The 24,512-nt window shown below is 58.6% G+C and carries 22 protein-coding genes and 1 other RNA gene; 13 read left to right on the forward strand and 10 right to left on the reverse strand.

Features of this window, described 5'->3' with window-relative positions:
• The first annotated feature begins 49 nt into the window (after positions 1-49).
• Positions 50-146: signal recognition particle sRNA small type (gene ffs, locus G5171_RS01190), an RNA gene on the forward strand.
• A 323-nt stretch (positions 147-469) separates the two neighbouring features.
• Here the strand turns inward: ffs and G5171_RS01195 are convergent.
• A complete protein-coding gene (locus G5171_RS01195; RefSeq protein WP_421259689.1) occupies positions 470-2,293 on the reverse strand; it encodes an ATP-binding protein in 1,824 nt (607 codons plus the stop codon).
• An 8-nt stretch (positions 2,294-2,301) separates the two neighbouring features.
• Positions 2,302-2,793 carry a molybdopterin-dependent oxidoreductase gene (locus G5171_RS01200; RefSeq protein ID WP_005351410.1) on the reverse strand — a complete coding sequence of 164 codons (492 nt, stop codon included), beginning with the start codon at positions 2,791-2,793 and terminating at the stop codon, positions 2,302-2,304.
• Positions 2,794-3,131: 338 nt separating this feature from the next.
• Between G5171_RS01200 and G5171_RS01205 the strand changes: the two genes are divergently transcribed.
• The 6 genes from G5171_RS01205 to G5171_RS01230 all read left to right on the forward strand — a co-directional run bounded on the left by G5171_RS01205 (position 3,132) and on the right by G5171_RS01230 (position 9,285).
• Entirely contained in the window at positions 3,132-3,482 is a 351-nt protein-coding gene (locus G5171_RS01205; protein WP_005333409.1) for an STAS domain-containing protein, read from the forward strand.
• Positions 3,479-3,895, forward strand: coding sequence for a hypothetical protein (locus G5171_RS01210; RefSeq protein WP_005351415.1), 417 nt, complete (start codon positions 3,479-3,481; stop codon positions 3,893-3,895). The genes G5171_RS01205 and G5171_RS01210 overlap by 4 nt, the downstream gene beginning before the upstream one ends.
• Before the next feature lie 18 nt (positions 3,896-3,913).
• Complete coding sequence (locus G5171_RS01215; protein WP_005360128.1) at positions 3,914-6,019, forward strand: SLBB domain-containing protein; 2,106 nt, start codon at positions 3,914-3,916, stop codon at positions 6,017-6,019.
• Between the two features lies 1 nt (position 6,020).
• On the forward strand, positions 6,021-6,689 hold the full coding sequence (locus G5171_RS01220; RefSeq protein ID WP_076493047.1) for a tyrosine-protein kinase family protein: 669 nt from the start codon (positions 6,021-6,023) through the stop codon (positions 6,687-6,689).
• Positions 6,690-6,712: 23 nt separating this feature from the next.
• Entirely contained in the window at positions 6,713-8,203 is a 1,491-nt protein-coding gene (locus G5171_RS01225; RefSeq protein WP_421259690.1) for a SpoIIE family protein phosphatase, read from the forward strand.
• Between the two features lie 80 nt (positions 8,204-8,283).
• The gene (locus G5171_RS01230) at positions 8,284-9,285 is read left to right on the forward strand and encodes a glycosyltransferase family 4 protein (protein ID WP_421259691.1); all 1,002 of its coding nucleotides are present in this window, start codon (positions 8,284-8,286) and stop codon (positions 9,283-9,285) included.
• Positions 9,286-9,573: 288 nt separating this feature from the next.
• Here the strand turns inward: G5171_RS01230 and G5171_RS01235 are convergent, their stop codons facing one another.
• From G5171_RS01235 to G5171_RS01245, 3 genes are read right to left on the reverse strand one after another with little or no spacing between them, the layout of a single operon-like run.
• Positions 9,574-10,209, reverse strand: a complete 636-nt coding sequence (locus G5171_RS01235) for a sugar transferase (RefSeq protein ID WP_005333398.1) — start codon at positions 10,207-10,209, stop codon at positions 9,574-9,576.
• A complete protein-coding gene (locus G5171_RS01240; RefSeq protein WP_042010803.1) occupies positions 10,206-11,399 on the reverse strand; it encodes a glycosyltransferase family 2 protein in 1,194 nt (397 codons plus the stop codon). The genes G5171_RS01235 and G5171_RS01240 overlap by 4 nt, the downstream gene beginning before the upstream one ends.
• Positions 11,400-11,430: 31 nt before the next feature.
• Entirely contained in the window at positions 11,431-12,582 is a 1,152-nt protein-coding gene (locus tag G5171_RS01245) for a glycosyltransferase (RefSeq protein WP_421259692.1), read from the reverse strand.
• A gap of 157 nt (positions 12,583-12,739) precedes the next feature.
• Between G5171_RS01245 and G5171_RS01250 the strand changes: the two genes are divergently transcribed.
• The 4 genes from G5171_RS01250 to G5171_RS01265 all read left to right on the forward strand — a co-directional run bounded on the left by G5171_RS01250 (position 12,740) and on the right by G5171_RS01265 (position 16,946).
• On the forward strand, positions 12,740-14,155 hold the full coding sequence (locus tag G5171_RS01250) for a GumC family protein (RefSeq protein ID WP_124929590.1): 1,416 nt from the start codon (positions 12,740-12,742) through the stop codon (positions 14,153-14,155).
• Between the two features lie 395 nt (positions 14,156-14,550).
• Positions 14,551-15,255 (forward strand): Cthe_2314 family HEPN domain-containing protein, encoded by a 705-nt coding sequence (locus tag G5171_RS01255; protein WP_421259693.1) that lies wholly within the window; start codon positions 14,551-14,553, stop codon positions 15,253-15,255.
• A gap of 387 nt (positions 15,256-15,642) precedes the next feature.
• Entirely contained in the window at positions 15,643-16,188 is a 546-nt protein-coding gene (locus G5171_RS01260; RefSeq protein WP_421259694.1) for a hypothetical protein, read from the forward strand.
• A 131-nt stretch (positions 16,189-16,319) separates the two neighbouring features.
• Positions 16,320-16,946, forward strand: coding sequence for a hypothetical protein (locus G5171_RS01265; protein ID WP_421259695.1), 627 nt, complete (start codon positions 16,320-16,322; stop codon positions 16,944-16,946).
• Positions 16,947-17,049: 103 nt separating this feature from the next.
• Here the strand turns inward: G5171_RS01265 and G5171_RS01270 are convergent, their stop codons facing one another.
• The gene (locus G5171_RS01270; protein WP_368151326.1) at positions 17,050-17,895 is read right to left on the reverse strand and encodes a DUF1194 domain-containing protein; all 846 of its coding nucleotides are present in this window, start codon (positions 17,893-17,895) and stop codon (positions 17,050-17,052) included.
• 158 nt (positions 17,896-18,053) lie between these two features.
• Here G5171_RS01270 and G5171_RS01275 point away from each other — a divergent pair, with 158 nt between their 5' ends.
• Positions 18,054-18,821: a hypothetical protein gene (locus G5171_RS01275; RefSeq protein ID WP_421259696.1), complete on the forward strand. Its 768-nt coding sequence runs from the start codon at positions 18,054-18,056 to the stop codon at positions 18,819-18,821.
• 90 nt (positions 18,822-18,911) lie between these two features.
• Positions 18,912-19,358 (forward strand): hypothetical protein, encoded by a 447-nt coding sequence (locus G5171_RS01280; RefSeq protein ID WP_421259803.1) that lies wholly within the window; start codon positions 18,912-18,914, stop codon positions 19,356-19,358.
• Here G5171_RS01280 and G5171_RS01285 read toward each other — a convergent pair.
• From G5171_RS01285 to G5171_RS01300, 4 genes are read right to left on the reverse strand one after another with little or no spacing between them, the layout of a single operon-like run.
• The gene (locus G5171_RS01285; RefSeq protein WP_100653878.1) at positions 19,336-19,812 is read right to left on the reverse strand and encodes a hypothetical protein; all 477 of its coding nucleotides are present in this window, start codon (positions 19,810-19,812) and stop codon (positions 19,336-19,338) included. The two genes, G5171_RS01280 and G5171_RS01285, sit on opposite strands and share 23 nt — an antisense overlap.
• A gap of 11 nt (positions 19,813-19,823) precedes the next feature.
• Complete coding sequence (locus tag G5171_RS01290; RefSeq protein ID WP_421259697.1) at positions 19,824-22,364, reverse strand: hypothetical protein; 2,541 nt, start codon at positions 22,362-22,364, stop codon at positions 19,824-19,826.
• Positions 22,361-23,560: a glycosyltransferase gene (locus G5171_RS01295; protein WP_421259698.1), complete on the reverse strand. Its 1,200-nt coding sequence runs from the start codon at positions 23,558-23,560 to the stop codon at positions 22,361-22,363. Before G5171_RS01295 ends, G5171_RS01290 begins: the two co-directional genes overlap by 4 nt.
• Positions 23,557-24,312, reverse strand: coding sequence for an acyltransferase (locus G5171_RS01300; protein ID WP_421259699.1), 756 nt, complete (start codon positions 24,310-24,312; stop codon positions 23,557-23,559). The genes G5171_RS01295 and G5171_RS01300 overlap by 4 nt, the downstream gene beginning before the upstream one ends.
• Positions 24,313-24,512 lie beyond the last annotated feature (200 nt).

Below are 24,512 nucleotides of genomic sequence, written 5' to 3' on the forward strand. Positions count from 1 at the left end.
AGCCGTTGCATTGAACGCCCAGTTTGCCTATTCTCCTCGCCGGTGGTCCTATTGGTCCTCTCGCATTGATAACCCGTCGACCTGGTCAGGACCGGAAGGTAGCAGCCAAGGCGGGGGACTCGAGTGCCGGGATGTGGCTGGTAGGGCCACCACTTGTTTCTGCCATTCAATAAGTTAGCTTTCTAAAGCCCTTGGTCATCCACTTTGTGTGGACGACGAGGAGCTCATCGATGAATCTCTGGCTCAGTCCCCACGGCATCTGGTATTACCGGAAAGTCACCACGCTCCCCTGTGGTCGTCGTAAAGAGATCAATAAATCCCTGCGTCCCCGAGACAAGCCGACGGCCCGTGCAGCTGTTGTGAAACTGCCTGCCTGTGCGCGTTCCAGACCCAAGCCAATTCAGTTGCCTGCAGAGGTCAATGTTGCTCCACATGAGCAATCAGTAGCCCGGAATCAGGGGGGGGGTTATTACTTGGTGACACGCAGGGTGGCGTTGTATTTGAGCCGACCATCGGAAATATGTCTGTTTATCTCGCTTAGCAGCGTCTCTTTATTGATGGGCTTGGTGATATACCCGTTCATGCCATGGGAGAGATAGTATTGCTTGGATTCCGGCATCGCATCAGCCGTCAGGGCGATGATGGGGATATCTGCCCAAGGCATCTGGGAGGTGCGGATCCGGGTGGTGGCCACCAGGCCATCCATCACTGGCATCTGGACATCCATCAACACCAGATCAAATTCGGTGTGACCCAGTTTCTCCAGCGCCTCTTCTCCCTGAACGGCCAGTGTGACCTGATGGCCCACGGAGTCGAGCATGGCGCCGATCACCTTGCGGTTGGTGGCATTGTCATCAACCAGCAAGATGCGATAACTCTCCTGATCCAGCGGTTTGGACGGCAGGCAAACAATCGAGGGGGTCGTGGCTCTGGCGGGCCAGATGTAGGTAAAGGTACTGCCATGCCCTTCGCTGCTCTCTACCGAGATATCGCCGCCCATCAGGCGTGCGAGATTACGGGATATTTCAAGTCCCAGGCCCGATCCGCCATATTGGCGGGTGATCGAGACATCCGCCTGGGCGAATCGTTGAAACAGGTTCTTTAGCTGACTTTTGCTCATGCCGATCCCGGTGTCCTGGATCGAGATGCGTATCGAGTGGCGATCCTGCTCCAACAGGGTGCTATCAACATGGATCTTTACTTCCCCCTGATGGGTGAACTTGATGGCATTGCTCACCAGGTTGAAGAGGATCTGGCGCACTCTCAGCGGGTCGATCATCAACCACTCCGGCGTATCGGAGGCAACAGTCAGGGTCAGTTTGATCCCTTTTGCATCGCAGTTGCTCTGCATCAGGGCCCGAATATCCTCCAGCAGCTGGGGCAAGTGATGGGGGGCCAGTTGCAGCTCGATCTTGCCCTCTTCCAGCTTGGATACATCCAGAATGTCGTTAAGCAGACCGAGCAGATGATTTGCCGATTCCCGCGCCGTCTCCAGATAGTCTCGCTCCCTCGGGTCCATATCCCGGTCGGCCAGCAGTGAGAGCATGCCGAGAATGCCATTCATGGGGGTGCGAATTTCATGGCTCATGTTGGCCAAAAAGCTGCTTTTGGCTCTTGTGCCTGCCTCTGCCGCCTGATTTGCCCGCAGCAGTTTGTCATTGAGCTGCTGCATCAGTTTGTGCTGCAGAAACGAGATATTCATTTGCCGCCAGATCAGCAGGGCGAGCACAAAGAGCAGCGCAAATTGCAGGGTCGCGATGAGTGTCGTCGTGATGATCTGCTCCCTCACGCTGTCGCGACGCGCCACATCAAACAGGGTCGCCTGCTGGTTCACCTCCAGAGTCAGCTGATGGAGCAGGGGAAGCAGGGAGGCAAGCTGTTGGCGCAGCTCCTGATGGGCAAGATTGTCGAGCGGCTTGGTGGCTTCCGGGCCGAGCCAGATATCCGCCAGAGAGATGTAGGATCGAATGGCTTTGCTTGCCTGCTGATATATCTCTGTTTGCTGAAGCAGGCTGCGATCCTTGCTCTCCAGCACCAGATCCATGCGGCTGACCAGAATATCGTATCTGAGCTGGAAGGTCGGTTGCGACTCATGGAGCAGCGAGCTTTGAAAACGCAGCGCTTCGTTATAGAGCTGGAAATAGTTCCACATCACGTTGTCTTCGCCCTGGCTGGTACTGCGCTGCAGATCCTGAAATTGCCGGTACTGGATGGTACCAATACCGGCAAAGGCTAGGAGCAGCACGCAGAGCACCACAAACAAGAAACGTTGACTGGCCGCCATGGAACGCATGATGGGATCTACTCCACTTTTATCGCACTGATCTGCCAGATAGCCCGACCGTAATAGAGCTTGTTTTGCAGTTCGGGATATTGATCGAACGGATAGACAAGGAACAGCGGCCCTTTGTCACGCACCGACAGTGGCTTGCCATTGATCGTGCGGGCGAGGATGACCCGATACTGCTCGGCATCGCTTGTCGGCACCTGTACCGAGTAGTCATTGAGCGCGGTAATGGTGAGCTGTTTGCCGGTTGCCCCGACCTTGGCCAATACATCTTGCAGCAGCGGGCCGCGAAAGGTCTTGGCTTCGTCATACCAGGGGGTATGGGTTTTGATTTCGTGTACCGGCAGTTGATCCAGCATGGCGCTGTCCCACAGGGCCAGAGCCTGATGAGTGGGGCTGCTGATGGCGCCTTCAACCTTCAACACGGCACTGTCAGGGGAGGGGGCTGCGTATGCGGTGCCGCAAAGGGCTGCCAGCAGTGGTGCGATGTAAAGGCCTGCTTTCATGGTCTCTCCTTCCTGGAAAATGGCGGCATGGGGGCCGAGCCAACGGTGGCTTGTGAAGTGTGTCCAAAGGCAAGCAATAATCGGGCCCAGTCTAATGGGCTTGAATTATCAGCCATTTAGCCTGTTATCGGGCGATCTCGGCCAAGGTGAATTGCAGTTTGCAACGTTCGGGGGAGGTTAATTGCAATTTGGCAATCAAAACGAGGAGTGGGTGTCGGTGAATAAGGCGCAAAGAGTATCATTTGGAGAACAAGAGCCGTGGCACTGCCCGGCATAACATTTGCAACGTGCTGAATGCCGTGACAGCAAATAGTCTGAGAATCGACAAGGAGCTAGCGATGGAAAGCATGACTTACACCCTTAATGATATCCAGGTAGTGGTACTGGAAAACGAGTTTGACGCGATGGCCGTCAGTGAGCTCCGCCCGTTGTTTGAAACCCTCTCGACCCACCCGGGAGATATCCTGGCCGATATCAGCGATGTTCATTTTATCGACTCGTCGGGGATCGGAGCCTTGGTATTTCTCTATAAAAGATTGATTATGAACGGGCATCAGATGGCCCTTGTCTGTGGACCCGGTCAACCTCATGACCTGCTGGAGATGCTGCATATCGATCGGGTGATCCCCTGCCATGAGAGCATCAAGGCCTATATGCGCTCCCGTGGCATGATGGCCGCTGCATCATGAAACGCTTTGGTATCCTGCTCTCATCCATTCTGCTGTCGGGTTGCGCGCAGTGGCCGCCGGAGGGATATGGCGGCATGGCCGAGGCAAGACCCACCCGTATTCCGGTCAATGAGGATGAACGGCGGGTCTGGTCTCGTTATGATGAGCGTCAGAAGGAACTCGACTTGCAGCTGACGGAATTAAAGCAAGCGAGTCTGCAGGGGTGTATGCCTGCCGAGTTGAAACGACTACAATCTCAACGTATTGATATCGAACGGGATATGCACGGACGGCTCTGGTCGGATGTAGCCTGGCGTCAGACCGTGTTGGCACAATCACTACAACAAGTACGTTTGCGGCTGCAACAGACAACAGCGGATGGCTGTCGTGCTGATTGGTCAGGGCTCCCCTTACGCCAATGGGGGCAGACGTAACAGACGAAAAGGATGTCTATGAAACGGGGCGCTCTCGAAGGATTGATCTGTGTTCTCTTGCTGTTGTTCACCTGCCCGTTACTGGCCTCCACCTTATTGGCTCCCGGTGATCGGTTGGCAATAGTGCAACCCGGTGAGCCTGCTTTTGATCAGCCTTTCCAGATCAACAAGCAGGGGGAGATTGCACTGCCTGAGGTCGGCAACGTCGTGGTGGGGGGAAAGACCCTGCAACAGGCGGATGAGCTGATCCGCACTGCCCTCAAACCTGTTTACAACAACCTCTCTCAATTGACCGTCACCTTGCTGGAGAAGCGGCTGCTGATCAGCGTGATGGGCTATGTCAAAAAACCCGGCAGTTATGATCTGGCGCCCGATGGCAACGTGCAGATGGCCCTCGATGCCGCTGGCGGTCTGGTGCCCGGTGCCCAGCTCAACAATATGCAGGTGCGGCGTGGCAGCACGGTCTCTAGCTTCGACTACAAGCGTTATCTCGATACCGGCGATGCCAGCGTGTTGCCGCCATTGCAATCCCTCGATGTGGTGTTCGTGCCCGCATCGCCTTTGATCGGCAACGTGCAGATCGATTTTGATGCGGCGACCCTGGCGGCAGGTGGGGATGGCGATACCGGCAAGGCGATCAAGGTATTTGGCGAGGTCAACAGCCCCGGCGCCTTCAGTTTCAAGAGCGGCAACTCTATCGTGGATCTGCTGATGCGAGCCGGTGGGGTGACCCGCTTTGCCGGGGTGGAGCGGATCCGGGTGATCAATGGTGATGCCCCCGAACTGTTCGATCTCAAAGCCTATCTCGACTCCGGCAACAACAAGCTGCTCCCTAATCTGGCGCCGGGCGCCACCATCTTCGTGCCCAAGGATGAAGAGCAGATAAAACGGGGAGCGCGCACCATCTACATCATGGGCGAGGTGTTCAAACCCGGCGCCTATGAGGGGCGGGAAGGGGACTCCTTCCTCGATATTCTGGCCAATGCCGGCGGCCCGACCCGCTATGCCGAGAGTCGCCAGATCCGTTTGCTGCGCACCGATGGCACGATCGAACCCATCGACTTGCAGGCCTATACCGAAGGGATGCAAAAGGCGCTTCCCCAAGTCAAACCCGGTGATGCCATTTTTGTGCCGGAAAAGACCGATATCAACGAGAAGTCCTGGTTGAAAGTGGCACCCGGACGGGCGGTGATGGTGATGGGGGCGGTGCGGATCCCGGGCCGCTATGAATGGTCTGACGAGATGTCGTTGCTGGATCTGATCGCCCACGCCGGAGGACCCAACGAGCGGGCCGATATCGCCAAGGTGCAGATCCTGACCGCCGAAGGGGGGCAGGCCACGCCGACCCTGTTTGATCTCGACAAGTTCCTTCATCAGGGCGGGGCGCTGGCCAGCCTGCCGAAGATCCGGGCCGGATTCACCATCATGATCCCCGAGCTGCCCACCGATCCCAGTGACAACAAGTCCCAGTGGGTGCGCCAGTCACCGGACAGTTCCATCTATATCTTCGGTCAGGTCGGAGCCCCCGGTCGCTATGCCTTCAATGAGCAGATGGGCTTTATCGACATCCTGTCTGCCGCCGATGGTCCGACTGCGGCGGCGGATCTGCGCAATGTGCGTATCGCCCATCGCAGTGGCAGCACGGCGCGGGTCAGCAAGCTCGACCTTGCTCTCTACTTTGAAACCGGCGATGAAACCTTGCTGCCCAAGGTGCTGCCCGGCGACTCCATCTACCTGCCGGAGAAGAATCGTCCCTGGCTCGACGAGCCGAAGGAGAACACCATTCGGGTGCTGGGAGCGATAGCCCGTCCCGGTCGCTACCGCTTTGACTCCTCCATGACCCTGTTGGATCTGCTGGCCGAGGCAGGGGGCCCGACCAGCAGCGCCTATATCAAGAAGATTGTGGTGATCAACATGGCCACCAGTGGTCAGGGGGATCAGGCCCGCAGCTTCGATCTCGACGGCTTTGCCAAAGAGCCCGACTTTAGCCAGTTACCGGTGCTGCGCGCAGGGGACACCGTCTTTATCCCTGACAGCAAGAGCAGCAACTGGGCCATTTTCATGGATGGCATGCGCGACATTTTGACCACGATTTCGGTGGTGGCCCTGGTCGGGACGCTTTGATATGAGCATCCCCATTCAATATCTGGAGCTCGAATCCCTCTACGCGGCGACGGTCGCCCGGGGGATCCGCTCGCTGGCGGTCACCTCGTCAGAAGGGGGAGAGGGGGTGAGCTCCATCTGCGATGCGCTGGCAAGGCGCTCGGAGGCGGATGGGCTGCGCACCCTGCTGGTGGATCTCAATCTCTATCACCCCGGCCGCGCCACGGCGGTTGCCTGGGGTCCCAATGATGTGCCCGAGCCTGTGGCCACTGGCCGCTCCTTGTCCTTGCTCCCGGCGCCGGGCAAGGATCTGATGGCCTTTCGCAACAAGGATACCTTGCGTCAGCTGCTGGTTCGCTGGCTGGAGCATTACGATGTGGTGATCTTCGATACCTCGCCGCTCACCGCCCTCAATCGGGGCAATATTCCGGCCGATCAGGTGTGTGGGGCCTGTGAAGGGGCGCTGCTGGTGGTATTGGCCGGGGTGACCCCGACGACCGTGGTACAAAGTGCGGTGGATAAACTGACCCGTGCCGAGGCCAATCTGGTTGGCGCTGTCTATAACGACAAACTCAACCCGGGGCTGGCCAGCGAGATCCTGCGCGAACTCAACCGGCTGCCCAGTAACCGGGTGACCGAATGGCTCAAGCGCTGGTGTCGGCGCAGCGCCTTGCTCAATTTCCGGATCTGATCGCTCGCTGATGGAGGCCCGATATGGATGACTGGTTGCGATCTGCTCCGGCAACCCTGCAGGCGGTGCGCGAACTGCGCAACCGGCTGGCACAGGGACTCTCCCTGTTTCAGGTCTCCCCAAAGGATCAAGCCAACTGGCTGCTCTGTTTCAGTGAGCTGGCCACCAATAGCGTCAAACACACAGCTCCTCCTGCGACCCGGCTCTGGCTCACGCTGAAAGAAGATGAAACGGGCTTGAGTCTGATACTGGAGGATGATGGCGGCCCTCAACCCGGTCTTGCCAGCGCGCCGTTACCCGATGAGCTGCAGGAGGGGGGATACGGGCTGGCGCTGGTGCACCAGCTGTTTGCCGAGGTGCACTTCTCTCGCGACGGTGATCGCAATCGCGTGACCCTTCGCCAGCAGGGCCCGCTCAACCAACTGCCGGTGCTCGCGGTGATCGACGATGACAAGGTGATGCGTGCCTTGCTCACCGCCTACCTTCATGAGCACTACCGGGTTGAAAGTTATGCCGACTCCCATGCCGCCCTGCTGGCGCTCGGGAAGCAACCTCCCGCGCTGGTGCTCTCCGATATCGAGATGGAGGGGATCGATGGCTTTGGGCTGCGTCAGCAGTTGATGAAGGATCCCAAGATGAAGGGGGTGCCCTTTATCTTCCTGACCGGTCATCAGGATCAGTGGACCCAGAGTCGGGCGGGGGCGCTGGGGATCGATGACTTTCTGGTCAAACCCATCACCAAGCAGGACCTGTTGCTGGCGGTTTCGCGGGTGCTACAACGATCGGAGCAGCTCAAGTCGCAATGGGGCGAGCAGCTGGATCAGCGCATGACCTCGGCGCTGCGCCCGTTATTGCCCTCCACCTCCATTGGGGGATACCAGCTGGCTTTGCAAACCCGCGCGGCCACCGTGGGGGGCGGGGACTTTCTGCTGGTCAAGGATCGGGTGCTGTGGCTCGGGGATGTGATGGGTCACGATGCAGAAGCCAAGTTCTTTGCCCATGCCTATGCCGGTTATCTGCGCGGCTTGCTGACGGCGCACGATCTGGAGCGCGCCCCCGCCCGTTTGCTGACCATCTTGTCCAATGCGGTTCACAGTGATCCGCTCCTCGGGGCTACCCTGCTCACCACCCTCTGTATTGAGCTCGGCAACGAGGGGCGGGTGCAGTGGGCCAGCGCGGGCCACCCTGCGCCCTGGTTGATCGGGCCCGGCACCATCCGTCAGGTCGGCGTGACCGGCCCCTTGCCCGGTTTGCGCCCGGATCCCCACTTCGTGACCAATGAGCGTCAGCTCAAGCTCGGCGAGATCCTGCTGTTCTGGACCGACGGCCTGCTCGATAGCCGTGATGCCGCAGAGCGCCAGTGCTGGGAGTCGCAGCTCAAGGAGATCTGCCTGACCTCGGGGCCCGGTCTTGAGCAACTGGCTCATCGCATTGCCCGCTGGTTTGATGAGCGCATCAATGATGCCGCCCTCGATGACATGACCCTCCTGCTGGTCGCCTGTCCCGGCGCCTGATCCTGCCCCTCTTTGCCTGACTGGCCCGCTCTATGCAGCGCCCCATTTCAGGTGGCATGGAGCCACGGGAGGAGGGCCTTATGTTACCCATGCAGCAGATCTGGCTGGCCATCGATGCGCGTCAGGTCGGTGGAATTGAAGTTCACATTATCCATCTCGCCAACGATCTGCTGGCCAGGGGATTTCGCCCCACCATAGTGCTGGTGAGCAACCACGGTATGACCCCTTTTACGACCCTGCTCAAACAACAGAGCTTGCCCTACGAGGTGTGCCAAAACAGCCGCGATTTTATGCGCCGTCTGGCCCGCCAGCCTGCTTCTGTGCTGATCCATACCCACGGCTACAAGGCCGGGGTGCTGGGGCGGCTGACAGCCTGGTTCACCGGTAAATCGGTGGTCTCGACTTTTCACAGTGGAGATGACGGGGAGGGATTGCTGAAGTTTTACAGCTGGCTGGATCGCACTACAGCGCGTTTTGCGAAGTGTATTGCAGTGAGCGAGCCCATCGCTCGCAAATTGCCTGTGCCAAGCACGGTGATCAGCAACTTTGTGCCTATGCCTGCAACGCCTGCATCGGTAACTGGCAACCGGATTGCATTTGTCGGCCGCCTCTCGCCGGAAAAGGGGCCGGAGGCGTTCTGCCAGCTGGCCGCCTTCTGCCCGGAGGGCGCGTTTCATCTCTACGGGGATGGCCCCATGAAAAGGGCTTTATGGCAGCAGTACGGTGATCGCGTCCAGCTTCATGGTTTCCAAAACATGGCCAATGAGTGGCACAACATCGACCTGCTCTGCATCACCTCCCGCTTTGAAGGGTTGCCGCTGGTGGCCCTGGAGGCGATGGCTCACGGCATACCGGTTTGTACCTTTGCGGTGGGGGGCCTGGTCAATCTGATCGACCATAAATCCAATGGCTGGCTGGTGGAGCCCGGCCATGTGAGGGATATGGCGGAGCTGGTCAACTACTGGCTGCGCAGCGATGGGGTGGTGCGCAGCAAAATGAGTCAGGCGGCCCGCAACACCATAGCCCGCGGGTACAGCGTCAACAACAGAGTGACCGATATTCTGGCTGTCTACGGCGTCTGAATCACAAAGCGAAACCTGCCAAAACGAGTGGCTGCTGGCCACTCGTTTTTTATGTGCCGGTGTTATGGGAAGCAGGGGGCGGATTGCTTCTGTGATCACGCAACGCTTGGGTTCCTGCGGTTGGTTAATCTGGCATCAGGCCTTTGGATGGATGGGGTCAGATGATGGCGATCAGATCGCTGACTTATCTGTGATCACCATTGATTTGCCACAAGGATGCGCCATAAAAAAAGGCCATTGCAGTGACAATGGCCTGATGGGGTTGAGATGTGGCTGAGATTGGCGGGATTAGCGCCCCTTCTTGCCAACCATGATGGCGATCGTCTTGCCGATGATATGCACATCCTGCACCAGCCAGCGCCAGGGGTGGAGCAGGGCGACCGAGTAGGCCAGATCGAACGCCAGCTTGCTGCGCACATCATCCAGCGACTCGTCGTAACCCTGATTGACCTGTGCCAGACCGGTAATGCCGGGGGCCACTTCATAGGTGCGTTCGATAAAGTACGGCACCGCATCTTCCAGCCGGTTGGCGATCCCGGGTCGCTCCGGACGGGGGCCGATCAGCGACATCTCCCCTTTGAGCACATTGATAAACTGCGGCAGCTCATCGAGCCGGGTTTTGCGCAGGAAGTCGCCGCTGCGGGTGATCCGGCTGTCCCCCTTGCCACACCAGACCGGCCCGGTGGCCGCCTCGGCATCGGCGCGCATGGTGCGAAACTTGATCATGAAAAAGAGCTCGGTATGGGTGGCGTGGCTGCGCCCGATCCGCAACTGACGAAAGAACACTGGCCCCGGGCTATCGAGCCGGATGGCCAGCATGATCAGTGGCCACAGCGGCAGCGTCAGCAGCAGGCCAAGAGTGGCACCGAGCAGATCCATGCTGCGTTTGACCACCAGGGTCAATCTTGGAATGGGGTGTGTCATACGGCTTTCTCCTGTGACATGAAACGTATGGGGGCGCGCAGGCAGTAGCGCAGGGTGCCCATGCCGTTGTACCAGTGTCCGAGTACCAGATAGTGGATCTTGCGAAACAGATTGGGCCAGGGGTGGACAGGGGTCAGCTGGATCAGGATGACCAGCAGATACCCCAACAGTTGCAGCCCCAGCAGCAGCTGAAACAGCAGAGATTGGGTAGCCAGCGGGATGGCGCAGAGCCACAGCAGGGTCAGGCAGAGCGGCATCAACACCCGCAGCCCCTTGCCACTGGCAAAGTTGAAGGCAACCCAGCCGAACTTGGGGTGCAGCAGGGGCAGCAACCGCAACAGCTGCTGGGTGTTGCCAGCCCCGATCCGCTTGCGCCGTGTCGCCTCCAGCGCGGCATCGGAAACTTCCAGCTCCAGTGCGGCGCAGCGATTGTCATAGACCGCCCGATACCCCTTGGCGATGGCCTGCATCGGCAGGATGAAATCGTCGTTGATGGTATCGGCGGCCAGTGGGGTGAGGCACTCCCGGCGCATCATGTAAAAGGCCCCATGGGCCCCCAGCATGCCGCCAAGGGCCGACTCGCAGAGCTTGATCTGGCTTTGATAGTGCCAGTAACTCTCCTCGCCCTGAGAGCCCGGTTGCCAGAACCGGTATGCTTCCCCGACCACCCCTACCTTGGGATCGGCAAAATGGGCGACCGCCAGCAGCAGGCTGTCGATGGGCAGTAGGGCCGAGACATCGGTGAGGGCCACCAGATCGCTGTGCACCCGGGTCATGGCCTCGTTGAGCACGGCGACCTTGCCGCGATTGCGGGGGTGATCAAACAGCCTGATCTGCAACTGCTGCAGGGCGGGATCACCGAGCTGGCTCAGCGCAATGGGGTAACTGTTGTCGCTGCAGCCGTCGAAATGCACATGTACCCACAGCTTGTCGGCGGGGTAATCGAGGCTGGCGAGGTTTTGCAGCTTGGCCGCGATGGTCGCCGCCTCGTTGTAGACCGGCATCAGCAAAGTGATGGTCGGCAGCGCCTCATCGGTGGCGTCTGCTTTGAACCCTCGATCCAGAGGGCGCGGTGGATTGGCTACCTTGCGCGCCTGCCGACCACCGAATTTGAGCAGCAGGGGATAGCCGACATGGTGGTAGACCACCAGTACAGCGCACAGCCAGAACACGATCATGATCCATTCCATGGGATGCTCCTCTGGTCATCGGGTCGCTTGATCAGCGGTTGTAAAGCTGCTGATAGGCCTGAGCCATCCGGCTCAAGCTGCTTTGCTGGCACACAAACTCACGGGTGACGGCACGCAGGCTATGGCACTGCAGCAACCCTTGTGCCAGAAGCTGGGCAAGGCGGTCGGGATCCCGCTCCGACAGGATATGGCCGCTGGCCTGGCAGACGATCTCTCTGGCCGCCCCCACATCGCTCATCACCACCGGTACCCCGCAGGCCTGTGCTTCCAGCACGCAAAGCGGCATCCCCTCCGCCAGCGAGGGGAGGCAGAAGAGATCCAGCCCCTGATAGAAGCGCGGCATGTTTTCGACCAGCCCCAGAAAATGGACCCGATGGGCGATCCCCAGTTGCTGACACTGTTGTTGCAACGCATTTTGCAAACTGCCGACCCCAGCCAACGCAAGATGCACCTCCTCCGGCAGGGCGCGGATCGCCTCCAGCAGCAGAGTGTGACCCTTGACCGACTCAAGGCGGGCGGCGCAGCCAATCAGTTTGACCTCTTGGGGCAGCCCCAACTCATGGCGGGCGGGGTTGATGGCGCCCGGCGCAAAGCGCTGTTCATCAATGCCATTGGGAATGACGGTCGGTGACAGTTGGCCAAGCTTGGCTTGCAGCTGACTGGCGACCAAAGTGGCATCCGCCACCAGAACGGGTTTCAAGATGCGCACACCCAAGAGTGCCAGCGTGCGCTGATGCGGGTTATCGAGATACCAGGCATCGTGCTCGGTGTGTACTAGGGTGGGCACCCGGGCCAGCCGACTGGCCAAGCCGCCATAGAGCATAGGCCCCAGATGGTGGGTATGTACCGCGATGGGCTTGAGTTGGCGCAGCAGCCGGGTGAGCCGCCAGAGGGTCGCCAGCGACCAGCCCGCAGGCTTTTCCAGACAGTGAATATTGCCAGCAAAGGGATGCAGGGCGGGCCAGGCGTTTAGCACATCCGTTTTGCGCCCTTCAAGGGAGATGATATGCACCGGCTGATCGGCCGGGCTTGCCTGAGTGAGGTTGAGCACCATGGTCTCCAGCCCGCCGGGCTGCAGGTGCTGCACGATTTGTACGACAGGTTGCAGGGCAGGTTGCACGATGGGCTTGGCGCTGGCGCTCCCGCGGGGATGGGGTCTGTGCGACGGGGTTGATGACAACATGGTTCGCGCTCCGGCAAGGGAAGGGGTAACACCCCGGATAGCGGGAGAATGCGAATCTTGTACCACTCTTGCGATCTGCCCACAGAGGCGATCAGCTCCTCTGGTGGCACTGCCTTTGCATCGTGCGAGGGGAGCGCTTTTCTCAGGGAGTGAGGCCATGCCTGTCCAGTTCTATTACAACCTCTACATCATTCTCTTTGCCGCCTGGCGCCGTCGCTATCTGCTGGTGATCCCGGTACTGGTGATGCCGCTGGTGGGCGTGACGGTCGGCTTGCTCACCCCCAAGGAGTATGAGAGCCGCACCACCTTTATGGTGCCGCAAGATGCCAACCAGACACCGACCCTCAAGGATCTGATCACTCAGGAGAGCCTGAAAGATCGCTTTGCGGTGCTTGAAGCCCTGCTGCGCAGCCGTTATGTACTGGATGGGGTGGCGCGGGATCGCGGTCTGGTCAATGATGAGACCCCCCCAGCCCAGCGCGATGCCATCATGGACTGGCTCTCGAGTGCCGTCTCGCTGCGGCTGATCGGCGATGAGGTGATCGAGATAAAGGTCAAGGCGGATTCGGCGGCCAACAGCGCCGGTTTGCTCGAAGCCATTTCGCGGCGCTTTTTCTTCAACCTGCTCAGCAAGGGGCGCCAGTCGGCGGAATCGTCCGAACGTTTCCTGCAAAGCCAGCTCGACAGCCGCCGCAGCGAACTGCAAGCGGCCGAGCAGCTGCTCGCCGATTTTAAACGGGAGCATGCCAGCGCCTTGCCCCAGCAGCAGAGTACCAACGTCGCCCGTCTTTATGGTTTGCAGGAGCGCTATGCCGAGAGCCTGATCACCTTGCAGCAGGCCAAGGCCCGGGTCGATCAGCTATCGCTGGGGCAGGAGAGTCAGCTGGCCCGCCAGCTGGATGAGAAGCTGCAGCTGATGCGCACCGAGCTGGTGTTGCTGCGGGCCCGCTACAGCGACGAGCACAGCAAGGTGCAGAGTCTGCGCTATCAGATTGACCAGTTGCAGCAGGAGTTCGAGCAGCTCAAATCCCAGCCGGATATGGCCCGCGGGCCCGAGTGGCAGCTGGCCCAGACGCAGCTGACGGAGGCGGAGCAAAACGCCGCCGGCTTGAAGAGCCAGCTGGATGGGCTGGACAAGGTGGTCGACTCCCAGGGGGATACCGAGCGCCAGCTCGCCGAGCTGGAGCGGGATCTTGCGGTCAAGCGCACTCTCTATCAGGATTTGCTGCTGCGCTATGAGAAGGCCAAGGTGACCGGCGATCTGGGCAACTTCGAGCAGGGGGAGCGGATCAAGGTGATCGACAAGCCCTTTGCCCCCAGCAAGCCGAGCAACTACCCGCTCTGGCTGTTTCTGCTGGCGGGCATTGTTGGCGGGCTGGGGCTCGGCTGCGGTCTTGCGCTGGTGGCCGAACTGGCGGATGCCAGCCTGCGCCGCTCCGATCAGCTGGCCGCCCTGGTCAAGGCACCGGTTCTAAGCCGGATTCCCTACTGCGAGCCGGTGCCGGACTATCCATCCCATAGTGATCAGGCGCTCGATGGGCAGGTGTTGCCCTTATCACCGGAGCCGGGTTGATTGGCGCAACCAGCGGGCTGCCAGTCTGAATCTGGATATTTCTGAAAAGGCCTTGTGATAAGGCCTTTTTTATGAGTATCAGGCGGTGTTTTGGGAGGCGACGCTATTTAATTAGGCTCGATTCGATTTGCGTCCTGATGTTGTTAAGAAGACGAGGCAGGTAGCATTTTCCATAGCAACAGATTGACTGTGATTTTGTACAGTGGTAGAAATGGACCCAAATAAATGAAACAGAGACAATCAGTTCATAAACTGGAGCTAGGTTGGTAATTTAATGATTTTAAAGTGATTTTCAGAGTGGGTAATGTATCAAAGGGCGGCGTCGTTCGGAATGATAAGTTATTGGTTTAATACTGCCTTCAATATAATTAATGTTATGTTTATTTGGAGGGGGCGTGCATTTATTTGAGGAAGTTGTTTTATACGATTCTGATAATCCAGTACGAAAGCGTGGGTTAGAAGGAAAAGAAGTCCACTGTGAAAATAATTTGGAGTGGTATGTATTCCGTTGTGGGCAAACTCTGGTTCGCTTGTCTTGTGCAATTGATAAATGCCATCTGTCATTAAATCAATTGGAGTATGTTGTTAACAAAAAACGTTCAGATGAAAAATTTACAAACGCAGATTATATAGAATATGAAATTGAAAATTTCTTGATTAGAAGCAGTGCTATTTATGATCGTGCTTTAATACTAGCCAGTAGTCTACATGACTTAGGTATTGCCGACGAATCTATTTCTCATATGTCAGTTGTCACAAATTCTCATGTTCAATCATCTGGCATGGCTGACCAACTTAAAAAATTACGTAAGCATTGCACTGAATTTAGAGAAATGCGTAATAAAATCGTTCATCATGCCAATTACACAGATGAAGCATTTGATTTGTTGTCAATGCTACATAAACTTGATGCCAGTGAAAAGCAAGGTAGTAGCGTTACATTACCTCAAGATGTTCTAATCAAATTAACTGATGATTTTATGCATATACAAATAAGTGAGTTTAAAGAGCATTTAAATTCAATAGTTGAATCAGTAGAGAAAATATATGATAAGTCGTTACTTATTTATGCAACTAACAAAATTAGAAATACAAAGTAAACATAACAAATTGCTGCGTGTGGATTTGATATAGCTCGTAGGTTCGATTAGCAAAGCGTAATCGGACGCTTGCGGTGATACTTCCGGCTAATATTGCATACGTTCAGGCGGTGACCTTTGCTGTCTGTTCGAGAGTTAGCTTCGGGATGGTATAGGAGTAGCAAGATGGAAAAGTGTTGGCTTGTTGAAGATGCATCTCCTAGGAAGGCCACGAACGTCCGATTACGCTTCGCTAATCGAACCTATGGTTCTCCTAATTTTCAGGTAAACAAGGCGTTAGGCACTTGTCATAAAATATTTTAAAATATTGTTTTTTATGCATAAAGGTATGCTATGGAAGGAAAAATAAAATTAGCTCTACTCATTATTACTCTTATGGAAAGAGCTATGAAGGAAATCTCCCAGAATCCTGAATTGAGAGGTTCTATTCTAGATGGTGCACAGAATATTGATGATTGGCTGCAAGAAAAGTTAGGCAATGTTAGCAGACCTTCGACAAAAGATAGTGTCGCATTAGCTATTGAGACATCTGTTGTAAGAGATCGGGATACTATTTGTTCCATTATTGCTGTTATTACTACTCTTTATGCGACTAGAAAAGTTACAAGGGGGGCTCATGTTGGTGGTACATTGAGAAAATACTTCGGCGAGGACGTTTTTCCACACATTGATGAGAAAGAACTAAGGTTCGCCAAGCCTGTAAATGAAAATGTTTATAATTATGTTCTGAAAAGTGTCAGTGAATCATTTTTTGATGTCATGAAAGAATACGACTTCAAGAAATATGCTGATTTTTCAAACGTTGACTCCGGCTACGGAACCTGGGCAGTGACATCATGCTCAGCGGTTCATGGCCTAACCAAAACTTTATTGAATTATGGGCCTGATATTTTAAGTTTTCTAAAAACGCTCCTGAATTTTAAACGCGTATAACAAAGCCTCCCAGCAGAATTCGTCTGCGGTGGTGCAGCTGAAGGCGGTGTTATATAGCTAATCGAACTTTGTATCTTGCTTCTGGCAAGTAGCGGCTGCTGCGAGGCAGTTTATTTCAAACGTGAGGATCGATGAATCAACCCATGGCGCTCACTGATGACTACACGTTTTGCGTCGCAGGCACCGGTACGGAATACCGCTTGTGCGCTCCCTATCTGCTCCCCGAAGCGGTAGACCCAATAGCTATGCTGGCAGTTGCCAATCAGTCCCTCGCCCTGCATCCCTATGCTGCATTATCACAAGATGCTTCAAGAGCTCGGAGCGCTGCCGCATTTATGTTGCTATGTGTGGGACGAGCCGCTCAGGCAGAAGTCATTCTCCGAGAGGCGATCTCCGCGCAGATGGTTTCAGAGGACGATGCTGCTCGCGTTAGCTCAGAACTACGCCTGGTGCAGGTTTTGCAGCGGCTCGATCGTGCAGATGAAGCTGTCAGCTTGGCCACCCAAGTAGTTTGTCGGTTGCAACCAAAATCCCTTATGCGGCATTTCGCATTGCATCATCTTGGCAAGGCTCTCGCACAGACCGGTGCTTATGACAACGCTCGCGCCGTGTTGTCAGAGGCGCTCTCTCTACGCCAGGCGCTGGGTAAGAGTGAACTTATCGCATCCACTCTGGAGGCGTTATCGTTGTTGCCCTCAGAAGAACAAGCGGCGCAGCATCCATATGGTAAGACTTGGCATATTTGTCAATCGGGCTAATTTCGTCAGGGTGACTAGCCTTTTCGCGCTGTATTCAGGTCATCGTTGCCCCAAAAAAATCAGGGAGCCATAGCTCCCTAATCGCGACACACGAGGTGATAGATCAGCCGATGGCGGGGGTTTGTTGCCAGTTGGCTTGCTGCAGGCGTCCCTGATTACGGCGTTGATAGCGCCAGGCTAGCAGTAGCGGCATACCGAGCAGCAGCTGGGCGGCCAGCGGGATCTCCTCGATGGGGGCGGCCAGTGCACCTTCCGGAATAATGCCCCCCTCAATTTCGGCAGCCAGTTTGAGCTCCAGCGCATTGCCAAAGTCGGCGAAGGTGGTGGCATTGATGACAAATGCATCCTGACCGCCCGCCACGTTTTCCACATACCACTCTTGCAACACCCCATCGGCATAGTCCTGACCTATGGTGATGCCGTTGATGGTATCGATGCCGGAGGCGAGCAGTTGATCCCGCACGGTAGAGGTATCCAGCCCGTTGTTCTGGATCCCGTCACCCGACACATCCATCACTTGGCGGGCGGCGGTGTAGTTGTTGGTATCAAACTGCTGGGCACCAAAGGCCATGGCCGAACCGGGGGCCGTCATCCCCGCATAGGGGCGCACCAGGGCATCCAGGGTGGCGGCGAAGTTGTTGATGGAGGTCATGTCGTAGAGGTGGAACCAGTCAGTCATCACGCTCTGCTGGTTGCTGCTGCTCCACATGATCATCTGTACGGCGATGGACCCGAGTTTGCCACCACTGGTGTCGAGGATGGCGCTTTGTACATCCTGACTGTAAAAGGCGTCCACATACCCCTGTAATTGCAGATTGAATTCCGATGAACTGACGCTGCCCGACACATCCATCAGCAGTTGCAGTTCGGTATCGACTTCGGTCAAGGCGTATGCGGGGGAGGTTACCAACAACATCCCCAGCAGCCCTGCCAACGGTTTGAGTTTCATTGCTCACTCCTATTCCCTGGCGCTAGTGCCAGCAGGGTGGAATGAATAAAGCGTGCCAGCTTTGTTGCATCCTCTGACTTGGCTTGGTCCGGGTGAGAGCGGGCAGGCATGGAACTTGCGACAGCGGTCAAAAGCGCTGATAACCGGCAGGAGTTGCGATGGAGATCCGTCCCTGGCAGTGGGCACCCAACTGGCTGCTACTTGGTTTGGCCAATCAGTGGGGCATGGTGTGGCTCAATATGGGCCACTTCAACCTGCTGGTGGTGTTGCTGATTGCTATCTGGTGGCAAATTGCATCGCGGGTTGCACCGAGCTGGCGCCCGCATCCACTGGCGCTCGCCCTCTTTATCCTGCTGATCCTGATCCCCAGCGCCAGTTGCAAGGCGCTGGCCTGTCTGTTGCTGGTGGCCTCGCTGTGGCGCCGTCATCAGAGTGGCGATGAGCGGGCGGTGTTGCAGATTGTGCTCGCCTTTACCGTGGCGGTGTTGTGGGGGCAGCAGGTGTTTGCCCTGCTCTCTGGCCCTGTGCTGGCGCTCGATGCCTGGGTGGTGGGCCAGTGGTTGCAGCTGCTAGGCTGGGAGACTCGCCTTGATGGCAATCGTATCGAGCGGTTGGGGGGCCATGCGCTGATCGTGCTCAAGGGGTGCTCCTCGTTTTCTCAACTCTATCTGGTGGTGCTCTCCTGGCTGGTCTCCTGCTGCTGGCTGGCGCCGGAGCGCCCCCTCTACCGGCAGTGGCCCATGTTGCTGCTGGTTTGCCTGCTCTATATCGGGGCCAATCAGCTGCGGTTGGTGCTGATGAGCCTGGATCTGCGCTGGTATGGCTGGCTGCATACCGGCTCGCTGGCCCAGCTCTACCAGTGGGCCATCATGTTGTTGGTGATGACCATCCTCTTTCTAAGGGGGCGCCGTGATGGGTCTGTCTAAGGGATATCTGCGGTTGGTGGCGTTATCAGAGCCGGGTGGTCAATATGATGCTGCTGGTGATGACCATCCTCTTTCTAAGGGGGCGCCGTGATGGGTCTATCTAGGGGATATCTGTTGCTGTTGCTGGTGGCACTGCTCAGTGCTGCCGCCATGGGCTGGCGTTATCAGAACCGGGCGATCAATGAGGGGGCCAAACCCATGCTAATGGAGCTGGTCCAGTTGGGCTGGCGCTTGCGGGTGGCCACGCCGGTATTGGGCGGCACCTATGTCAGCTATCAGCTGGCCCATCCCCGCTGTGACGGCCTGCTGCAGGCCATGCTGGTGGCGCCTGATAGCGAGGCGATGTCAGTGACGCTGGCGGGTGAAGGGATGAGTCAGGGGGTGATGTTTTTAGGCGAGCTGCACCAGAGCCCGCCGCTGCTCTCGTACCGTCTTACCCAGGGTTGGCGCAAGTTGTGGGGGCTGGCCCCTTATCCCCTCTATCGGGTGGCTTTGCCAACCTCTTGCCTCGGCCTTATTGCGCCGCCGCTGGGGTGACCGACCCCGATTCACCGTTTGGCAGAATGCGGATCAGCAAGGTATTGGGGGCCAGCATGGGGTCATAGCGGGGCTCCAGCTCAATGGCGCGAGCTCCCAGCAAACGGGTGAGGGCGGTCAGTCGCACGCTCGCCATCCGCGCACTCTCCAGCATGTCAGTTTGCAGCCCGGGGCCGCTTACCAGCGCAATTCGGGCCGGATCCTTGCGTCCTAAAAACTGATGCAGCAGCTGCTCCTGATCCGCTGGCAGTTGTGTCTCCGCTTGCTGGTACTGCAGTTGCAGCTGGGGCTGTTCGGCCAGTTGCTGTTCCCGCAACTGGTTGAGGATCGGCAGGGTCTCATTGACCGGCTCCTGACGGGCGCAACCGGTGAGGATCAGCAATGGCAGCATTAGGGGCAACAGGCAGCGCAGGGCGCTGTCTTTGGCTGTGGAGCGGGGAGTCTGGTTGGCCATACGCAGTCACTTCAGGAGGATGAGTTGGCACCAGTTTGCAATGTTTTCAATCCCTTGGCCAGTTGTTCAATCTCGCGGCGCCACTGGATCCAGGCGGCAGAGGGCAGTTGCTCTGCCACCTGCCAGCGGGTCGGCAGCTGATCGCGCAGACGCTCCAGCAGCAGGGCGGCTTCCACCTGATAGCGGGCCTCCTGCTCCAGCCAGGCGAGCCAGCGCAGATCTTCGATGGCTTGCTGCAACAGCAGCAGATCGTGAGAGAGGCGGTGCGCCTCGCAGGCTTGTGGGCCGAGCAGCATAAAGTCGCTCTCCCGCCCGTCGGTGGGGTCATAGGGCAGGGCGGTGGGCATGCGGCCATGCCACTGCAAATAGCCTTCGGCGCCGCTTTGCCACAGATAGAACCCGGCGGCTCTCGGGGTGCCCAGATTGTAAAACCAGGGGGTGACCTTGTGCTGGCGTACCCGCGCCACATCGGCCTTGTCGGCGCCAAAGCCTGCGTTGATCAAGGCAATCTCCACCTCTGCCAGCAGACCAGCCTGACCCGGATGATTGAAGTGACCTGCGCGGAGCACCGCCGGATCCCGCCGTTTCATCTCCCGCGCCAGGCTGGTAATGGCGGGCAGAGTGGCAAGATCCGGCTCATCAAACAGGCTCCATGCCAGCGGGGGCAAGCCGCTGGCGGTCAGCCCCTGTTGCCGCGCTTGCCACTGATCAAGCTGGCTGGCAGGGTCGCCCCCCCAGCGTTTGAGCGGGGTATAGGCCAGCAGGGGGGGCACAAAGCCGAGCCCGGCCGCTTCTCCCATGATCTCCCGCATCCCTGCTTCATCTTGTGGCAGGGCGGGCGAGAGGCCGCTGATCCCCAGCTTGGCGAGCCGCTCCAGATCGCAGCGACTGGCTGTGGCGATCTGCTCTTTTAGCACCTCGGGGTTTGGGCTTAGCCAGTTCAGATAGGGGGGCGCTTCGACATAGATGCCGACCGGCTTGCTGGCCGCGGGCAGGGTCAACGGCAGCACCTCGATAGTCAGTGGCAGCTGCACCAGTTGCTGTTGGCTGAGCAGCTGAATATTGCCCAGATAGCGTCCCGCCGGGGCGTCTCTGGGGACGGTCATTTGCAGCACCAGACGCCGTGGCACCCCTGCCAGTAGGGTGAGCCCGGCGATCCCCTCGACCAGCTCCTGATCCGAGGGGGCCAACAGGGTGCCGCTCGCCTGCGGGCGAACCAGATGCCACTTGCCGTAATAGGGGATCAGCGCCAGCGGTGATCCTGCCTGTTCGGGGGGCTGGATCACCAGCAAGGGGGCCGGATCGTCGGTGGCGGCGTGTATGGCAAACTCCAGCAACAGCTGGCTGCCACGGGCCGCCAGCACCGGTTGTGAAGCCTGCAGCAACGCATCGGCCGCAGATAGCGGGGCGATCTGCAGGGTTGGGGCGGCATCTGTAATCGGCGTGAGGCTCAGTTGCTGCGAAGCAGGGGCTGGGGTTGGGGAATAGGGGGCCAGAGTCCACTTCTCCAAAAACAGCTGGCGCTGCTTGGTCAGCACGATGGCGGTAGCGTCGGCCAATACAGCGTGATCTTTCCCACTATTCGGGAGCGCCTCTTTGCTGGTGGGGGCCGGATAGGGGGCAAGCAGCAGTCCCGCCAGGTACTTGGCATCCGGTGAGTGACCTACCAGTGTGATAGTGAGCGGGCCGCCTGGGTGGTTCAGGGTGACATGAACGGGGCCGCCCTGTCGTGCCCCGAACAGCTGCCAGGGATCCGGGTTTGGCAGTGCCTCGCGGGATTGTCCCGCCAGATAGCGCTGCGTTAGCCACTCCTGCGGTTGCCACTGCTCGGCCCAGATGGGCTCGCCATTGACCAGAACGCTGCGCTCGAAGGGGTGGGGCAGATACTCCCACTCGCCGGGGTCATCGAGCCAGAGGGTGAGCTGGTAGCGCCCCTTGGCGACCTCCACCCGTACGCCATCCAGATTGCGCAGCCCATCGCGCACCAGGGCATCGCCGGAGGGGCGCAAGATGGCGGTGGGGTGGCCAATCAGCCGGGGATCCCCCGGGCTCAGGGGCTCAAAGCCGGTAAAGCGGGGCGCAGCCGCCGCCCCCAGATCCAGCGCAATGGTGCCCGCAGGCAGAGTCAGACCGGGCTCCCAGTACCAGCGGTGAATGGTCATTGAGGGGGCGTTATCGGCCATAAAGAGATAGAGCTTGGTGAGTTTGTCCAGCGCCAGCGCTCTGGGCTGGCTGGTGCGCCACTCACTCAAGGCAAAGCGCTGGGTGAAGGGGCCGGGGGCGACAATCCGCTCCAGATTGACCCGGCTGCGGTAGTTGACCGAGGCCTCATCGTCGATACGCAGGATCAGGGTTTGCGGGCGGGCGCTGGGGTTATGGCCCTCGATCACCAGTTCATCATCGCTGCCTATTGGCCAGTTGTGGGTGCTCAGATCGAGCCGCTGGGGGGTCTGGTTACCTGTCAGGGGCAGCGGGGTCTGCCCCTCCAGCCGGGTAGCGCCCATCGCTGCATTGGCGCAGAGCAGGATAACCAGCCAGAGCCTTTTGCTCATCCGGCTAGCCCCTTCAACCAGTTGTTCAGCTCGGCAGCCTTGTGATCCCAGCTTTGCAGGGCCACCTGTTGTTGGCGAGTGTGGCGCCCTTCGCTGCGGGTGAGCCCCTCCCAGCCACTCTCCTGAAACCAGCCCGGATTGGGTTGATCAAAGGCGGCCCGATTGATGGCCTGGGCCAGGCTCTCCCCACTGCGGGGGAGCTGGATCTGATCCCGATAGCCATCGAGCGCCGGAAAATCGGTGCTGACGATGGGGCGCCCTGCGGCCAGATACTCACGCAATTTCAACGGATTGCAGGCACGGATCTGGGCGTTGTCGACAAAGGGCAGCAAACTCACCTGCCAGTGCTGGGCATAGGCCGCCAGCGTGTGATGGGGACGGGGCCCCAGCAGATGGATATTGGGGAGCCCCTTGAGGGGGGAGATATCGGTCTGGACCGGGCCAATCAGCACCAGATCCCAGTGGGGCAGGGCGGCGGCCGTCTCTGCCAGCAGGGGGATATCAATCCAGTCGCTCAGGCTGCCGTAAAATCCGGCAATGGGGCGGCCGGAGGGGAGATCCGCCGGACGCTCTCTGGGGGGCATAAACAGCTCGAGATCCACACCGTGGCTGAGGAGCCGGGTTTTATGGGGGGGGAAGCGGCTGGCCAGCGCGGGGCTGGCGGCCAGAATGAGATCCGCTTTTTCTACCAGTCGGGTTTCGCAGTGGGCGATAGCCTGATGATCCACCCCCGCCAGCGCCGAGAAGTCATCGCCGCAGTAGTAGATGACCGCCCGCTCTTCGAGCTTGCCAATCAGATCGACGGCGCTGGGCAGGGAGATCCAGAGCAAGGGGCGATCCAGCTCGGGCAGCTGGCGCCGGATCTGCGCCGCCAGCCAGTGGCCATTGATCTTGCCCGCTAGCCAATTGCCCGGTAGCGGCAAGGCTAGCGGCGGCAGTACCCGGGGGCTGCTGGCTTCGGATGGCGCAACCGACTGGCCGCCAGAATGGCGTGCGCCGCGCAGCACGGCCCCCAGTTTGCGGACGATGCGGGTGAGATCATGAAGGGTAAAGCGGGGGCAACGCATGCCGATGGAGTTGACCCAGAGCACCTGATAATCGGGCAACAGACGCTTGATCAGGTGCTGGGTGCTGGAGGGGTGCTGACCCCAATCCTCGCCCAGTACCACCAGTTGCGGCAGTGAGTGTGGTTTCATGAAAAGGTCTCCGAAGCGTGTGCGAGGTCGCTGTGATCCTGTGGTTGCAAGGGACGAAGTACGGTGGCCGGTACACCCGCTGCCAGCACACCTGCGGGCAGATCCCGGGTGACGACGCTGCCTGCGGCGACAATGGTGCCGGCGCCTATGGTGACACCGGCCATCACCATCACCCCGGTGCCAAGCCAGACATCCTGCTCCAGCACAATGGCCCCCACCTGTTCATCGCGATCCGGTTTGCCAAGGGCACGATCGCGGGCGTTGACCGGGTGCCCCGGGTAGCCCGCCAGAAAGGCACGCCCTGCAATCCGTACGTTATCCCCCAGCACTATCTTGCTGCCCACCGCCAGGGTGGTCTGCCAGCCAATGCCGACATTGCGGCCAATCACCAGCCTTGGTGTCTGGCTCGATGCCCGGCCGCTGATGGTCATGGCGGCGCTGAGGCGGCAGTCGGCACCAATTTCGATGGTGACCGGACCGCTGATATAGGGGATGCCGCCATAGAGATAGAGACGCGGAGCGGGGGCCGTGAGGCGAGATTGAAACAAGGGGGTCCACCAGAGGGTGCGGGTCAGGGTCGCCAGCGCGTTGCTGCCGAGCAAATAGAGCCGATAAAGCAGCCGATGCAGGGGAGGGATCACTGGGCATGACCAGTGGCGGGCACTTTTGGCCAGTCGCCATACCCGGCGGGCCAGTGGCGTCTCCCCCTGTTTTGCCCAGCTTTTCATGCGGTGCAGGTTGATGGTGTTCATGGCGACCTCTCCCTCTGGTGCAGTCCGTTGCTCGCTAAGCAGAAAGCAGGGATCGGGCCAACAGGACGACCCCAGTGTGATCGGGCCAAATGGGGCTAAGAGGAGGGGCAGATTGCGCCGGTCGGTGCAATTTGCAGCCCGCGTTGTGCAAAACGCAAATGCCAGTCTCATTCTGGGCCTGTTTTGGACGGTTAAGCCGC

This window comes from Aeromonas sp. 600774 (assembly GCF_049175075.1).
In the GTDB taxonomy this organism is placed as follows: Bacteria; Pseudomonadota; Gammaproteobacteria; order Enterobacterales; family Aeromonadaceae; genus Aeromonas; species Aeromonas veronii_A.

Coding starts and splice junctions, on each gene's coding strand:
- G5171_RS01195 (WP_421259689.1), bottom strand. CDS start 2,293: ATGCGTTCCATGGCGGCCAGTCAACGTTTCTTGTTTGTGGTGCTCTGC.
- G5171_RS01200 (WP_005351410.1), bottom strand. CDS start 2,793: ATGAAAGCAGGCCTTTACATCGCACCACTGCTGGCAGCCCTTTGCGGC.
- G5171_RS01205 (WP_005333409.1), top strand. CDS start 3,132: ATGGAAAGCATGACTTACACCCTTAATGATATCCAGGTAGTGGTACTG.
- G5171_RS01210 (WP_005351415.1), top strand. CDS start 3,479: ATGAAACGCTTTGGTATCCTGCTCTCATCCATTCTGCTGTCGGGTTGC.
- G5171_RS01215 (WP_005360128.1), top strand. CDS start 3,914: ATGAAACGGGGCGCTCTCGAAGGATTGATCTGTGTTCTCTTGCTGTTG.
- G5171_RS01220 (WP_076493047.1), top strand. CDS start 6,021: ATGAGCATCCCCATTCAATATCTGGAGCTCGAATCCCTCTACGCGGCG.
- G5171_RS01225 (WP_421259690.1), top strand. CDS start 6,713: ATGGATGACTGGTTGCGATCTGCTCCGGCAACCCTGCAGGCGGTGCGC.
- G5171_RS01230 (WP_421259691.1), top strand. CDS start 8,284: ATGTTACCCATGCAGCAGATCTGGCTGGCCATCGATGCGCGTCAGGTC.
- G5171_RS01235 (WP_005333398.1), bottom strand. CDS start 10,209: ATGACACACCCCATTCCAAGATTGACCCTGGTGGTCAAACGCAGCATG.
- G5171_RS01240 (WP_042010803.1), bottom strand. CDS start 11,399: ATGGAATGGATCATGATCGTGTTCTGGCTGTGCGCTGTACTGGTGGTC.
- G5171_RS01245 (WP_421259692.1), bottom strand. CDS start 12,582: ATGTTGTCATCAACCCCGTCGCACAGACCCCATCCCCGCGGGAGCGCC.
- G5171_RS01250 (WP_124929590.1), top strand. CDS start 12,740: ATGCCTGTCCAGTTCTATTACAACCTCTACATCATTCTCTTTGCCGCC.
- G5171_RS01260 (WP_421259694.1), top strand. CDS start 15,643: ATGAAGGAAATCTCCCAGAATCCTGAATTGAGAGGTTCTATTCTAGAT.
- G5171_RS01265 (WP_421259695.1), top strand. CDS start 16,320: ATGAATCAACCCATGGCGCTCACTGATGACTACACGTTTTGCGTCGCA.
- G5171_RS01270 (WP_368151326.1), bottom strand. CDS start 17,895: ATGAAACTCAAACCGTTGGCAGGGCTGCTGGGGATGTTGTTGGTAACC.
- G5171_RS01275 (WP_421259696.1), top strand. CDS start 18,054: ATGGAGATCCGTCCCTGGCAGTGGGCACCCAACTGGCTGCTACTTGGT.
- G5171_RS01280 (WP_421259803.1), top strand. CDS start 18,912: ATGGGTCTATCTAGGGGATATCTGTTGCTGTTGCTGGTGGCACTGCTC.
- G5171_RS01285 (WP_100653878.1), bottom strand. CDS start 19,812: ATGGCCAACCAGACTCCCCGCTCCACAGCCAAAGACAGCGCCCTGCGC.
- G5171_RS01290 (WP_421259697.1), bottom strand. CDS start 22,364: ATGAGCAAAAGGCTCTGGCTGGTTATCCTGCTCTGCGCCAATGCAGCG.
- G5171_RS01295 (WP_421259698.1), bottom strand. CDS start 23,560: ATGAAACCACACTCACTGCCGCAACTGGTGGTACTGGGCGAGGATTGG.
- G5171_RS01300 (WP_421259699.1), bottom strand. CDS start 24,312: ATGAACACCATCAACCTGCACCGCATGAAAAGCTGGGCAAAACAGGGG.